This is a genomic window from Methylomonas sp. 2F7 (genome assembly GCF_057126975.1).
In genome coordinates this window covers 163,507-176,299 of record NZ_CP195203.1, presented here as the reverse complement: position 1 = coordinate 176,299, position 12,793 = coordinate 163,507, and the positions used below count along the sequence as shown (strand labels likewise).

10 protein-coding genes are annotated in these 12,793 nt (G+C 53.1%); 7 read left to right on the top strand and 3 right to left on the bottom strand.

What is annotated here, in order from left to right:
* Nucleotides 1–379 precede the first annotated feature (379 nt).
* Nucleotides 380–1,261 carry a LysR substrate-binding domain-containing protein gene (locus ACR64Q_RS00840; RefSeq protein WP_313733281.1) on the bottom strand — a complete coding sequence of 294 codons (882 nt, stop codon included), beginning with the start codon at nucleotides 1,259–1,261 and terminating at the stop codon, nucleotides 380–382.
* 348 nt (nucleotides 1,262–1,609) lie between these two features.
* On the opposite strand from ACR64Q_RS00840, the gene ACR64Q_RS00835 reads away from it, so the two are divergent.
* Nucleotides 1,610–2,386, top strand: a complete 777-nt coding sequence (locus ACR64Q_RS00835) for an ATP-binding protein (RefSeq protein ID WP_026603137.1) — start codon at nucleotides 1,610–1,612, stop codon at nucleotides 2,384–2,386.
* A gap of 93 nt (nucleotides 2,387–2,479) precedes the next feature.
* On the opposite strand, the gene ACR64Q_RS00830 is transcribed toward ACR64Q_RS00835, so the two are convergent.
* Nucleotides 2,480–3,019 (bottom strand): response regulator, encoded by a 540-nt coding sequence (locus ACR64Q_RS00830; RefSeq protein ID WP_020483574.1) that lies wholly within the window; start codon nucleotides 3,017–3,019, stop codon nucleotides 2,480–2,482.
* A gap of 93 nt (nucleotides 3,020–3,112) precedes the next feature.
* Complete coding sequence (locus tag ACR64Q_RS00825) at nucleotides 3,113–4,402, bottom strand: ATP-binding protein (RefSeq protein WP_313733280.1); 1,290 nt, start codon at nucleotides 4,400–4,402, stop codon at nucleotides 3,113–3,115.
* A gap of 390 nt (nucleotides 4,403–4,792) precedes the next feature.
* On the opposite strand from ACR64Q_RS00825, the gene ACR64Q_RS00820 reads away from it, so the two are divergent.
* The 6 genes from ACR64Q_RS00820 to ACR64Q_RS00795 are packed head-to-tail and all read left to right on the top strand — an operon-like array spanning nucleotide 4,793 to nucleotide 12,479.
* Nucleotides 4,793–6,430, top strand: coding sequence for an ASKHA domain-containing protein (locus tag ACR64Q_RS00820; protein WP_313733279.1), 1,638 nt, complete (start codon nucleotides 4,793–4,795; stop codon nucleotides 6,428–6,430).
* Nucleotides 6,430–7,095 (top strand): cobalamin B12-binding domain-containing protein, encoded by a 666-nt coding sequence (locus ACR64Q_RS00815; protein ID WP_020483578.1) that lies wholly within the window; start codon nucleotides 6,430–6,432, stop codon nucleotides 7,093–7,095. The genes ACR64Q_RS00820 and ACR64Q_RS00815 overlap by 1 nt, the downstream gene beginning before the upstream one ends.
* Nucleotides 7,092–8,120 (top strand): uroporphyrinogen decarboxylase family protein, encoded by a 1,029-nt coding sequence (locus ACR64Q_RS00810; protein WP_313733278.1) that lies wholly within the window; start codon nucleotides 7,092–7,094, stop codon nucleotides 8,118–8,120. Before ACR64Q_RS00815 ends, ACR64Q_RS00810 begins: the two co-directional genes overlap by 4 nt.
* On the top strand, nucleotides 8,117–8,737 hold the full coding sequence (locus ACR64Q_RS00805; protein ID WP_313733277.1) for a DUF1638 domain-containing protein: 621 nt from the start codon (nucleotides 8,117–8,119) through the stop codon (nucleotides 8,735–8,737). Before ACR64Q_RS00810 ends, ACR64Q_RS00805 begins: the two co-directional genes overlap by 4 nt.
* Nucleotides 8,734–10,386: a sensor histidine kinase gene (locus ACR64Q_RS00800; protein WP_313733276.1), complete on the top strand. Its 1,653-nt coding sequence runs from the start codon at nucleotides 8,734–8,736 to the stop codon at nucleotides 10,384–10,386. Before ACR64Q_RS00805 ends, ACR64Q_RS00800 begins: the two co-directional genes overlap by 4 nt.
* Entirely contained in the window at nucleotides 10,383–12,479 is a 2,097-nt protein-coding gene (locus tag ACR64Q_RS00795; RefSeq protein WP_313733275.1) for a two-component system response regulator, read from the top strand. Before ACR64Q_RS00800 ends, ACR64Q_RS00795 begins: the two co-directional genes overlap by 4 nt.
* Nucleotides 12,480–12,793: the final 314 nt, after the last annotated feature.

Sequence of the window (12,793 nt, the reverse complement as noted above, 5' to 3'; positions counted from 1 at the left end):
GCCATAAGGCTCAAGGCATTGGTGGCAATAGTCGCAATTTTTGTCGCGCCTCTTATCTCCGCCTTCGAATATTCAAAGCATCAGGCTGTTATCAGGCGCAATAAGGGTTAAGGACTTTGCGAATATTAGACGATTTGTAATTTCACGTCGGGGATTACTCCAGTATGCCGCAGTATGTACCTCTCTCAGTTTTTAAACGGACATACGAGACAAGGGCCGCCTTTTTTTCGGCTAAATACAAATTTACTTCTAGCGAATACCCGCAACCGACAGGCTGCCATACATAGCAAAAGAACATCAAAGGTTTTCGTGGAAAATGTCATTTGGCCGTCGGTTCACTAACTGCCAATAAAATAGTCGCCACGCCAGCGGTGTATACCTAAATGTCCTTAGCCGCATCCCGCACCAAGCCGCTCAAGCGCCGAATCAGCTCCCCTCTGGCACTGGTTTTGCGCCAAACCATGCCTATGGTCCGGCTCGGCGCCGGCTCCGCGAAAGGTAGATAGCGGATACCCGATTCCTCGCGAACGGCGATTCGCGGCATAAAGGTAATGCCTGTGCCGGCGTGGACCATTTGCCGCAAGGTTTCCAGACTGGTGGCGCGAAGATCCTGTTCTTCGTCGGCACCGATGGTTTGGCAGATTTGCAGGGCATGCCCACGTAAGCAATGACCTTCCTCAAGCAGCAGTAAATGCTCGCCGTTCAGATCGTCTGGCTCGACTTGCGGCTTGGCCGCCAACGGATGACCGTCCGCCACCGCCAGTAAAAACTCATCGTCGAACAAGGCCTGGCTTTCCAGAAAATCCTCGTAAATCGGCAAGGCTAGCAAGGCGCAATCCATCTGTCCGCTGCGGAGTTGCTGTAACAATTGCTCGGTTTTTTCCTCGACCAGAATCAGCCGGATGCGTGGTAAATCCTGCTTGATTAAGGGTACCAATGGCGGAAACAAATAGGTCGCCAAGGTTGGAAACGCGCCGAAACGCAGGTTACCCGCCAGCGGGTCCTGGGCTGTAGCGGCCAGTTCCTTGATATTGTCTTGCTCCTTCAAGATGCGCCTTGCCGACGCCACGATCTGCTCGCCCAGCTCGGTAGGCAGCACTTTTTTATTGGTGCGCTCGAAAATCTGGATACCCAATTCGTCTTCCAACTTTTTTATCTGGGTACTCAAGGTCGGCTGGCTGATGCAGCAACGGTCTGCCGCCTGCACAAAGCTGCGCAAGTCGGCAACGGCGATTAAATAATGTAAATCCCGCAGATTCATAGCCACCCCGTAAATAGCCAATAGCTATCATTTAAATGATAACAATCGATTATAAGTCGATCATCCCGCAGAAACGAGCCTCGGCAGCCAAAGCCGCGACTTAAAATAAAGTCTTAGAAGTCCTTGGTTACCGGCACAAGCGGCATATACTGGCTACAGAGGGTAGTCACATTTCCACAACAGCTATAACTTTCCCACAAAATCTGTGGATAACTCTGTTGGCAACCCGTTAAAAGCCGCGCTAAGTTGTTGCTGTGCTTAGAGTGGTGTTAAATTGTCTAAAATTTATACAATATTCATTTCTTTACACAAACCGGCACTTCGACCGGCCCCAGCCAAGGATCACAGATGATAGATTGGAACCACACCTATGCAGCAATTTGGCGCCAGCGTCAGGCGTTTCTGCGTCCCGTTCGGCAAATCGATCCGATCCGGCTGGATCAACTGCTGGGCATAGAGCCGCAAAAGCAGCAAATGATAGATAACACGCTGCGTTTTCTGGCGGGACTGCCGGCGAATAATGCCTTGTTATGGGGCGCGCGCGGCACTGGCAAGTCCTCGCTGGTGAAAGCCTTGTTGAACGAATATTTGCACGAAGGTTTACGAGTCATCGAAGTCGATAAGCAAGATTTGCTGTATCTGCCGGAAATCGTCGATGACATCCGAGAACACAATCAGCGCTTCATTATTTATTGCGACGACCTATCTTTTGAGAACGGCGATGCCCTATACAAGCCGCTGAAGAGCGTGTTGGAAGGCTCTATCGAACTGCCGCCTGAGAATGTGTTGTTTTATGCCACGTCCAATCGCCGCCATCTGCTACCGGAACATATGCGCGACAATCTGGATACCCTGCTGGTTGACAACGAGGTGCATTATTCCGACACGATAGAGGAAAAAATCTCCCTGTCCGACCGCTTCGGTTTACGGCTGGCCTTTTATCCGCAACATACCCAGACTTATTTGGACATTGTCGATAGCTATTTCGTCGATTATCCCGGCAACCGTGAGGCTTTGCACAAGGCCGCGTTGGACTTTGCCCACCAGAACGCCGCAAAAAACGGCCGAACCGCGAAGCAATTTTTCAATGCCTTTAGTAATGACGAACGTACCGAACAGCTGTAACTCGGCTCTAAACGGGCTACCGGTTATAAAAATTCTCCTAATTCGCCAGAATCTTCAGTTAACGCGAAGGAGGGAGCGGTGGAAGACCTCTGACTATTGCAAATCCTCGTCGTCGAGAATAATGGAACCGTCCTGCGCCCAATTGACTTGAGTGATACCTGGCTCCTCGGCTTCCAGCGCTTTGATAATCGCTTCTTTTTCATTCAGGAGTATTTGCTGCGCCCGCACCTGATCGGCCAAGGCGCGGTTTTCCAACAACATGCGCTTGTGCGCCAGACCATTCTCAACGACGTTGACGATTTCCAGATTACTCCAGGGCTTGTTGATAAAGCGAAACACTTCCGCCTCATTGATGGCGTGCTGCGCGCCTTCGAGATCGGCAAAGCCGGTCAACACAATGCGCACTGCATCCGGCTGCATGCGCTTGAATAAAATCAAAAAGTCGATACCGTTAATTCCCGGCATCCGGTAATCGGAAATCACCAAATCAAAGCTATGTTCCTCAGCTAACAACAGCGCTTCCTCGCCGCTGATTGCGGTAATAGGCTCGTATTGTTTCAGCAAACGCGTCAGCGCTTTCAGCACGTTCGGCTCGTCGTCGACGATCAGTATTTTAATGTCTGCCTGGTTCATGGTTTTGCAATATCAGTAATCTATTAATGAGATAGTCTGGCAGGTAACGCCCCTTCTGCAAGTTCGGTTTTAAAAAACCGCCAGACAGCCAGACTATTCGGCGGCCCCCAATTCCGGCGGCCGAATCGGCAGCCAGACTCGAAACCGGCTACCCTGCCCAAGCTGGCTGGTCACTTCGATTCTACCGCCATGCTTACGGACGATATTTTGCGACACCGACAACCCTAAGCCGGTGCCCTTGCCGACCGGCTTGGTGGTAAAGAACGGCTCAAACAAACGCGGCAGGTTCTCCGGGTCAATACCTTTGCCGTTATCGCTGATTTCCACCCAGACACCCCGGTCCGCGCAACCCGTACTAATCTGAATATCGCCTTTGGTCTCGATAGCGTGCGCGGCGTTAATCAGTAAATTCATAAACACCTGATTCAATTGCGAAGGCAAACAATAAATCTGCGGTATCTCGCCGTATTGCTTGTGTACGGTGCAATGGTACTTCAGTTCATTGTTGATGATATTCAACGTGGAATCCAACCCCTTGTGCAAATCGCCCAATTCCCAATCGTTTTTGTCGGCATGCGCAAAATCCTTCAAATCCTGAATAATGTCGCGCACCCGCGACAAGCCTTCCATGGATTCGGCGATCAATTCCGGAATATCATTACGTAAATAATCAAGCTGCTTGGTTTGTTTCAGCTCGCGCAAGCTTTGCAGCGTCTCCGCCGATAAGGGATTTTCGTCTAAGGCCGCGTTACTGGCATCCATCACGCAAAAAACATCGCGCAAATAGCCGCTCAGCGTATTCAAATTGGAATTGACAAAACCGATGGGATTATTGATTTCGTGAGCGATGCCGGCCGCCAATTGCCCTATCGCCGCCAATTTTTCCGATTGCAATAATTGCAAATGCACAGCCTCATTCTCCTGATGCCGGCGTTGCACTTCGGTTTCCAGATAGGCATTTTGGTCTTTCAGCCAATCGCGGGCATGCTTCAGTTCCAGCTGGGTTTTGATTCGGGCCAATAGAATCGACAAATGACACGGCTTGTAAAGGTAATCCACCGCACCGAGTGACAGCCCCCGCTCTTCCTCCAGGTCGGAAGTCAAGGCGGTCACGAATATCACCGGAATATCGCCGGTTTTGGGATCGGCTTTTAGCTGGCCGATGACTTCATACCCATCCATATCGGGCATCATCACATCCAACAAAATCAAATCCGGCTTTGGGGTACCTCGCGCCAGTTGCAAGGCTCTCTGCCCGCTGGTAGCCACCAAAACCTGATAATACGGCGCGAGAAACTGCCCAAAAACCGACAGATTGATGGACTCGTCATCGACTAACAGAATGGTGGCTTGGCGCTCTGTCGATTGTTTATCGGATTCCATCTAAATTCCGTTCGATTGGGTAAAACCATGATCTGGATTGACTGCAAGCGTCTCAGGCAGGCGGGTTCCAGTCACGAATCCGCTTTTTGGCGCATCGGCAAAGTTTACCCGATTGTCGATGACATTCCATCACGAACAGTGTGCCCTTAGCCCAAAGCGCCTTTTCGGCAAAGCTTAGCCGCATATCGGGGAGTTTATGCCGTAAAAGCCGATCTGATAAAGACAAATCGCTTACACAACAGGATTGGGCCAGCGAAACGGCCGATACGCACTAAAATGATAGGGGAAAACCACTGGCTGTTTTACCAATGCCGAATAGATCAAAACCCAGATCATGCCAGACCTTAACGAAGGCGCAATTGCTATCACTCATACAGGTTTCCATCGCCTATGATCACCATCGCTCCCGATACCGGACGACCAGAGCCCCCAGCTGGCGATATGCTGGCGACGGTCGGCAGTAACGAACAGACGCTACGCATACCGCTTAAACCTGATCTGTCGGTCCGCCAAGCCCTCGACACCACCGATTTACGCGTACGCGCAGCCTGTGGCGGTTTGGGCACCTGTGGCGCGTGTCTGATTCAAACCGTCGACGGCGAGTTTAACCCGCCGACGCTGGCGGAACGGCAAAAGCTGCTACCGGAAGATCTGGCTAGCGGCATACGTTTGGCCTGCCAGTTGCGGGCGCGCAGCGACTGCAAGCTTTACCTGGAAAATCCAGCGCCGCGTTCTGCATGGAAAAGTCTGGACCCCACCCCGCTTTATCAAGCACAAGGCAATCCAGCCGTTTCCGAATATGTCTATGGTGTGGCGGTCGATCTGGGGACGACACACATCCGCCTGTCATTGTGGAATCGACAATCCGGCCGACGCATTGGCACCCGTTACAGCATCAATCCGCAAGTCGCGTATGGCGCCGATGTTCTGACCCGGCTGGATGCTGAGCGCCTGGACGAGCAAGATTGCCGCCGCATAGGCCAGCAAGCGCGTGAGGCGATCATGGACGGTATACGCGATATTCTCAGCCGCGATATGGGCGAAATAACGCCGATACTGGCAGAGTTGGGCAAGGTGTTGATCGTCGGCAATACCGCGATGTTGACACTGATTTGCGGCAATAGCGGCGACAGCCTCTACCAACCCGAGAACTGGCAAAGCCCCATCGCCTGCCTGCCCGCCGATGCCGATGTCTGGCGCCAGGCATGGCGTACCCCGCATGCCGACATCGACATTGCCCAACCGCTGGCCGGCTTTATTGGTTCGGATTTGCTGGCCGACCTGCTCGCCACCGGTATTACCGAACAATCGCAACCGATGTTGTTGGCCGACTTCGGCACTAATACCGAAATCGCGGTGTGGGACGGCACACGCCTGTGGGCCAGCTCCGTACCGGGCGGCCCCGCTTTCGAAGGGGTGGGCATGCGCAACGGCTTGACCGCTGAAGCCGGTGCAATTTGCAAAGTGTCGGCCAACGGCTTACAGACGATAGGAGATGCCCCGGCGCGCGGCTATTGCGCCAGCGGCTTCATTGATGCAATTGCCTTGCTGCTGGACCAAAAGCACCTGAAACCGTCCGGACGCTTCGCCGAACCCCCAACCGAACATGGCTTTTTATTGCAAGCCGATATGCCAAAAAGTGCCATTTTTGCGAGCGACATCGATATTTTCCAGCGTGCCAAGGCATCGACAGCCGCTGCCATGGCACAATTGCTGGCTTTAGCACGCTTGTCCGTAAACGATTTAGACAGGTTATGGATTTGCGGAAGTTTTGGGCAACATCTGGACCTAAACAGCGCGTTCCGGGTCGGTTTACTGCCGACAATGCCCCGCGAGCGGATCAGCCTGCTGGCCAATGCCAGTCTGGCCGGCTGCGAACAACTGCTGTTGAATCCAGCCGGGCCAAGTCTCTTAAGTAATATTGTGCAACGGGCGCACGTGGTCAATCTCGGCGGGGTTTTCGAATATGAAAACCGCTTCATCGACAATTTACGCTTGCAGCCCATGTCCATCGAGGAATTCCAGTAATGCTCGACGCTTATATTCAATCCTACAACCAAGCGGTATTCGAGACCGATAAACAGGGGGCCCTGGATGTCGTCAATCAGGCCTTGAGCGACGGATTCAGCCCGGAAGATATCGTCTTCAAATTAGTCATCCCGGCCGTCGAATTGATGATGACTTTGATCGAAAAGGATCCTGACGCCAATCTGGCTCAGCATTTCATGACTGCGCAAATCGCCGCCGACGTCACCGAAAAAATGCTGGAAAAATTCAGTAAACCGCCGGAAATGATAGGTCGCGTCGTCATCGGCGCCGCTTACGGCGACCTGCATTCCTTGGGCAAAAGGATCGTCAGCGGCTGTTTGAAATCGCTGATGGTGGATGTGGTCGATCTTGGCACCAATGTCAGCGCCGAAAAATTCGTCGATACCGCAATGACCGAGAACGCTCAAGTCATCGCGGTATCCGCCATGATGGTCCACACCGCCACCAGCGAAAAAGGCAGTTTGGGTGTGCGCGCACTATTACAGGAGCGCGGCTTGGAGCAACAAATCAAACTAGCGGTAGGCGGCGCTCCCTACCGTTTCGATCCGGAGTTGTACATTAAGGTCGGCGCGGACGCCTGGGCGCCGGATGGCGTCACCGCCGCCAAAGTCATTGTCGATTTGATTCGCGAGGTCAAGCCATGACACCCCTGGAAATTCTCAGCGCCGCGACGACCGGCAGCCCCGCGCCGCGCATCCCGGTTTTTTGCAATCTGCCCGATCACGGCGCCCGGGAATTGGCTATGACCGCCAAGGAATACTTCAGCAGGGGCGAATATGTCGCCGATGGTCAATTACGCCTGTTGCAGCGCTACGGCTACGACAACATCTGGAGCCTACATTACGTAGGCAAGGAAGCCGAATTGTTGGGATGCCGGGAAATCCTGTTTGCCGACGACGGCGTTCCAAATGTCGCCGACTTCGTCATCAAAAACCTGGACGACATCGCCAAACTCGAAATTCCCGCCGACATTACCCAACAACCAGCCTGGCAACCCGTCGCCGACAGCCTAAAGATTTTGCGCAGCGAAGTCGGCGCCACGCATCCGATTTGCGCGTACATCACGGCCTCGACCACGTTGCCGGCCATCTTGATGGGTATGGATAAATGGATGGAGCTATTCCTGCTCGGGCCATTCGATGTCCGTGACGAATTACTGCGAAAGTGCTCGGATTTCGTCCAAAAGGAAATCGCTACGCTCCGCGCCTTCGGCGCCAATGTACTGATTTATTCCACGCCATTCGGCTCACCGTATTTCGTCAGCCGCAAACAAATAGAGCAAATCGTGATGCCCTGGATGCGGCGAGACCTGCTGCCTGGCGATAACGAAGACATCGTCTATTACTGTGGCATGGCGCCATTCAACGATGTGATCGACTTAGTTTTCGATGAACTTCACATCAAAACCCACCACATCAGCCCGCTCGCCGACATTGCCGAAGCCAAACGCCTGATCAATACTCGCGGCCTGACCTGCGGGGTAATCGACGATATAAAAATGATTCACTGGAGCGCCGAGCAAACCCGCGCCGAAGTGCAGCGTATTGTCGAAATAGGCAAAACCGGCGGCCATTTTTTGTTCGGTAACGGCGTAATGCCATTGGCAGTGCCCGAGGCCAATATTAGAGCCATGGTAGCTGCCGCATTCGAATATGGGAGACAGCCATGAAAACCTTCGCGATACAGCCGGAAAATCAAACACCGCTGACCATGATAGGCTGCGGCATCTTACGTAAGGAAGTGGATAGATTAATCGCGAAAAATCACTGGAACGTCCACACCCATTATCTGGATTCGGCCCTGCACAATTACCTGAATCGTTTATCGACGGAATTGAATCAGGCATTGGAAGAGCGCGAAAAACTCGGCGAGAAAACCGTGGTGTTTTACGGCGGCTGCCACCCGTTGATGGAAAAATATCTGGAAGGCCACCACACCTGCCGCACCCACGGCCAAAACTGTATTGTGATGCTGCTGGGCTACGAATTATTCATGCAGGAACTGGAAAAAGGCGCGTATTTTTTACTGGAAGACTGGGCCTTGACCTGGGAACCGATGATCACCGCCTGCTTCGGCGCGAACATGACGGTGATCAGGGAGATATTTCACAGTAGCCACAAATATATCCTGGCGCTGCGCACCCCGTGTAACGGCGATTTCAGCGCCGCCGCCGAAACCGCTGCGCGCTTCGTGGATTTGCCGCTGGAATGGATGGATGTCGGCCTGGAGCATTTGGAAACCGTTTTGGCCGATGCCATTCAACGCCGGCTTGCCGCGGAACAATGACTCAAGCACCTTCCAATCAAGAGTTGCAGGAACGGGTCAAGCAATTGGAAACCCGCGTCCGCAAGCTTTCGGAAGAAAAGGCCAATCTATATTTGATTCTGCACATGCTGGAGCTGTTAAACCCCATCGCCGGCGTCGAAGGGCTGCTGGAGAGCTTAATGACTGCTTTGTGCGGCAGTTTGGGCGGCAGCAATATCGAAATTTATTATCTGGACGCGGGGACAATCCATTACGCCAATTTGGCCGGCGACCGCCAAATTATTGATCATATCGACGACCCCTTGATCAACGAAGTTTTTCATCAGCGCCGCTTTGTCGAACAAGCCACAGATTCTCAGCACACGCTGCTGCGCGGCATGACCCCGGCCATTGCCTGCACCTGGGTCATGCCCTTACAGGTGGGCAAAGAATTAATCGGCGCCATCAAAATGACCGACATGTTGGGCTCTGCGCAAATGCGCGATTATCTATCGCCGTTTTTCTCGCACATGGCGCTGATTTTAAGCAACGAAATTAAGACCCGCATCGCGGAAAGCGCGAATCAGGCCAAAAGTAATTTCCTGGCCACCATGTCGCACGAAATCCGCACCCCATTGAACGGTATCTTGGGAATGGCGCAACTGCTGAGTCTACCGGACTGCGACCCAAGCAGGCATCAAGAATGCGCCCGCACTATCCTCGCATCCGGACAAACCCTGTTAACCCTGTTAAACGATGTGTTGGATTTGTCCAAAATCGAAGCCAATCGACTGGAACTGGTTTACTCAGCCGCGCAGCCTCGGCAAATCATCACCGAAGTACAGTCGCTGTTCAGGGAAAGCGCGCTTCAGAAAAACCTGCAAATCGAAACCGTCTGGCTCGGCCCCTGCGAGCAATGCTATCTACTGGATCAAATCAGAGTCAGGCAAATGCTCTCAAATCTGGTCAGCAATGCCATCAAATTTACCAATCATGGCGCGATCCAAATCCAGGTAACGGAGTTGCGTCGGCAAGGTTCGCAAGCACAACTGGAATTTTCTGTGTCCGATCAAGGCATCGGCATTGCCGCCGACCAACAAAGCCTACTATTCAAACCTTTTACCCAAATCGACGCCAGTTCGACGCGGCGTTACGCCGGCACCGGCCTGGGCTTATCCATCGTCCAGCGTTTTGCCGGGCTGATGCAGGGCGAAGCCGGCGTGGAAAGTAGTCCCGGCATGGGCGCGCGGTTCTGGTTCAAAATTCGCTGCGACCTGGTTGATTGTCAACTGCATAACCACAATCGGGAACAACAGCGCTTACTCGCCCCGTGCGCGGAAATCTATTCCGCAGCAGTCAACGCCGGGCACTATCGAGATACGCCCATCCATCCGGAGCAACCCGTCTTTGCGGTGACCAACCCGGCAATCAGTAAGGAAGACATCGCCTTGCTTCACCGCAACCAAGAAATACGGCCGCTACTGGACGAACTCGACAACTTACTTGCCAAAAACATGTTCCATGCCATTAATCACGTTAAAGCATTGCAGAATTTACTGCGCGCTAGTGCGGTAGAACCGCGGTTTTCCGAAATAGCTCAATCGGTCAACGAAATGAAATTCGACCAGGCACGCCAGCAATTGCGGCAGCTTTATTCAGCCTTGGGTTGGGACGGAGCACAAACCGAATGAACAGCAAGCAGTTGAAAATTCTCGCCATTGACGACAGCCCCGCCAACCTGGCCTTGTTGGGCTTGGCATTACAGGACGATTATCAAATTCAAATCGCCACCTCCGGCGGTAAAGGCCTGGAACTGGCGCTGGATGAGCCGCCCAATCTGATTCTGCTCGACATTATGATGCCGGATATGGACGGCTACGAAACCTGTCGGCGGATCAAGGCCAGTCCGCTATTAAAAGACATTCCGATTGTATTCGTTACCGCTTTGAACGAAATTCAAGCCGAAGCGCAGGGCTTTTCCTTGGGCGCCGCGGACTATCTGACCAAACCCATCAGTATCGAAATTGCCCGCTTGCGGATTCGCAACCTGTTGGAACGCGAACAATTTCGTCAGGAACTGCAACGCCGCGAAGCTGAACAACGCTTGGCGGCCAGCGTCTTCGCCCACACTCACGACAGCGTAGTCATTACCGACAGCGAAAATCGCATCATCGATGTCAACGCGGCTTTTAGCCGAATCACCGGTTACGCACGCGAAGAAGTGTTGGGTAAAAACCCCAGCATGCTCAAATCCGGTCGGCAATCGGCGGAGTTTTATAAATCCATGTGGCAATCGCTAAACACACACGATCATTGGAGCGGCGAACTGTGGAACCGCAACAAAAAGGGCGAAGTCTTCGCGGCACTGACGTCAATTTCGGTGGTGCGGGACGACGATGGCCAAATTCATCATTACATCGGCTTATCGGCGGACATCACGCCGCTGAAGAACCATGAATACGATCTGGAACGCATCGCCCATTTCGATCCGCTGACCGGCATTCCCAACCGCGTGTTGCTGGCCGACCGCCTAGCACAAGCACTGGCCCACACGCACCGTGCCGGCAACCATATGGCGGTATGCTATCTGGATCTGGATGGTTTTAAACCGGTCAACGATCAGTACGGCCACGAAGTGGGCGATCAATTGCTGATTGAAACATCCCTACGCATCCGCGACTGCCTGCGCGCCGGCGATACTGTGGCTCGCATCGGCGGCGATGAGTTTGTGCTGCTATTGCTGGATTTTAACGACAGCCGAGAATGCGAGGCGGTATTGGAGCGCATGCTTTGCAAAGTCGCGGAACCCATGTCGATTGCAGATAACCTGGTCTGCGTCTCCGCCAGCGTGGGCCTTACCCTGTACCCCGACGATCTGGCGAGCGCGGACACCTTGTTGCGGCATGCCGACCAGGCCATGTATGTCGCCAAACAACGCGGCAAAAATCGCTACCACCTGTTCGATCAGGAACTGGATCGGATAGCGCTGATACGCGGCGAAACCTTAACGCAAATCGAAACCGCGCTGCTGAATAACCAGTTCGTGCTGTATTTTCAACCCAAGGTTAATATGCGCCTGGGTAAAGTACTGGGCGCGGAAGCATTGATTCGCTGGCAGCATCCCGAGCGTGGCTTATTGTCGCCTGCGGCGTTTTTACCCGACATAGAAGGCACCGAGCTGGTCATAGCGCTAGGCAATTGGGTCTTGGCCCGCGCCCTGGACCACCTGCAAATCTGGCAAGACATGGGCTTGAACATTGCCATTAGTATCAATATCGCCCCGCGCCACTTACTACACCAGGACTTCGTCGAAACCTTGAAAACCGGCTTTGCCGCGCATCCGCAATTGCGCCCCCACTGCCTGGAACTGGAAATACTGGAAACAGCAGCGCTGGAGGATATTGGCAGAGTCACCGCCGTGATGAAGGAATGCCAAAAACTGGGCGTCGGCTTTGCATTGGACGATTTCGGTACCGGTTATTCGTCACTAACTTACCTGAAAGCCTTGCCGGCCGACACCTTAAAGATCGATCAATCGTTTATTCGCGACATCCTCGGCGACCCGGAAGATTTGGCTATCGTCGCCGGCATCATCAATCTCACCGCCGCCTTTCATCGGCAAGTAATAGCCGAAGGCGTCGAAACGGAAGAACACGGCCTGCTGCTGCTGAAACTGGGTTGCGACAACGCCCAAGGCTACGGCATCGCCCGGCCCATGCCGGCCGGGGACTTACCGCGATGGATAACTAATTGGCTACCGAATCAGGAATGGCTGAAAAATTAGTTGTTGCGACTGATCTATCCCCTGGTTTCTCTCCAAACGCCGTTGAGTTAAGAGTTGACCACACTGTAGTCGCGAATTTATTCGACGTTTGGCACCCATAGTGCGAATAAATTCGCACCTACAAGTTCTTAACTTAAAGGCATTGGCTCTCCCCTACTCGAGCCGGCCGGGGTAAGCAAAGCGCATCCGGCAATCTTGGTGGATGCGCACTGCTTATACACCCTACGCTTAACAATCGCTAAATAGATACAGCAAAACTTGGTCAATACTCGGGCTATTAACTCGGCCCTACTTTTCACGGGTATTCCGTTCCG

Excerpts from the sequence above, each read along its gene's own strand:
- ACR64Q_RS00840 (WP_313733281.1), bottom strand. The coding sequence starts at position 1,261 with ATGAATCTGCGGGATTTACATTATTTAATCGCCGTTGCCGACTTGCGC.
- ACR64Q_RS00835 (WP_026603137.1), top strand. The coding sequence starts at position 1,610 with ATGATAGATTGGAACCACACCTATGCAGCAATTTGGCGCCAGCGTCAG.
- ACR64Q_RS00830 (WP_020483574.1), bottom strand. The coding sequence starts at position 3,019 with ATGAACCAGGCAGACATTAAAATACTGATCGTCGACGACGAGCCGAAC.
- ACR64Q_RS00825 (WP_313733280.1), bottom strand. The coding sequence starts at position 4,402 with ATGGAATCCGATAAACAATCGACAGAGCGCCAAGCCACCATTCTGTTA.
- ACR64Q_RS00820 (WP_313733279.1), top strand. The coding sequence starts at position 4,793 with ATGATCACCATCGCTCCCGATACCGGACGACCAGAGCCCCCAGCTGGC.
- ACR64Q_RS00815 (WP_020483578.1), top strand. The coding sequence starts at position 6,430 with ATGCTCGACGCTTATATTCAATCCTACAACCAAGCGGTATTCGAGACC.
- ACR64Q_RS00810 (WP_313733278.1), top strand. The coding sequence starts at position 7,092 with ATGACACCCCTGGAAATTCTCAGCGCCGCGACGACCGGCAGCCCCGCG.
- ACR64Q_RS00805 (WP_313733277.1), top strand. The coding sequence starts at position 8,117 with ATGAAAACCTTCGCGATACAGCCGGAAAATCAAACACCGCTGACCATG.
- ACR64Q_RS00800 (WP_313733276.1), top strand. The coding sequence starts at position 8,734 with ATGACTCAAGCACCTTCCAATCAAGAGTTGCAGGAACGGGTCAAGCAA.
- ACR64Q_RS00795 (WP_313733275.1), top strand. The coding sequence starts at position 10,383 with ATGAACAGCAAGCAGTTGAAAATTCTCGCCATTGACGACAGCCCCGCC.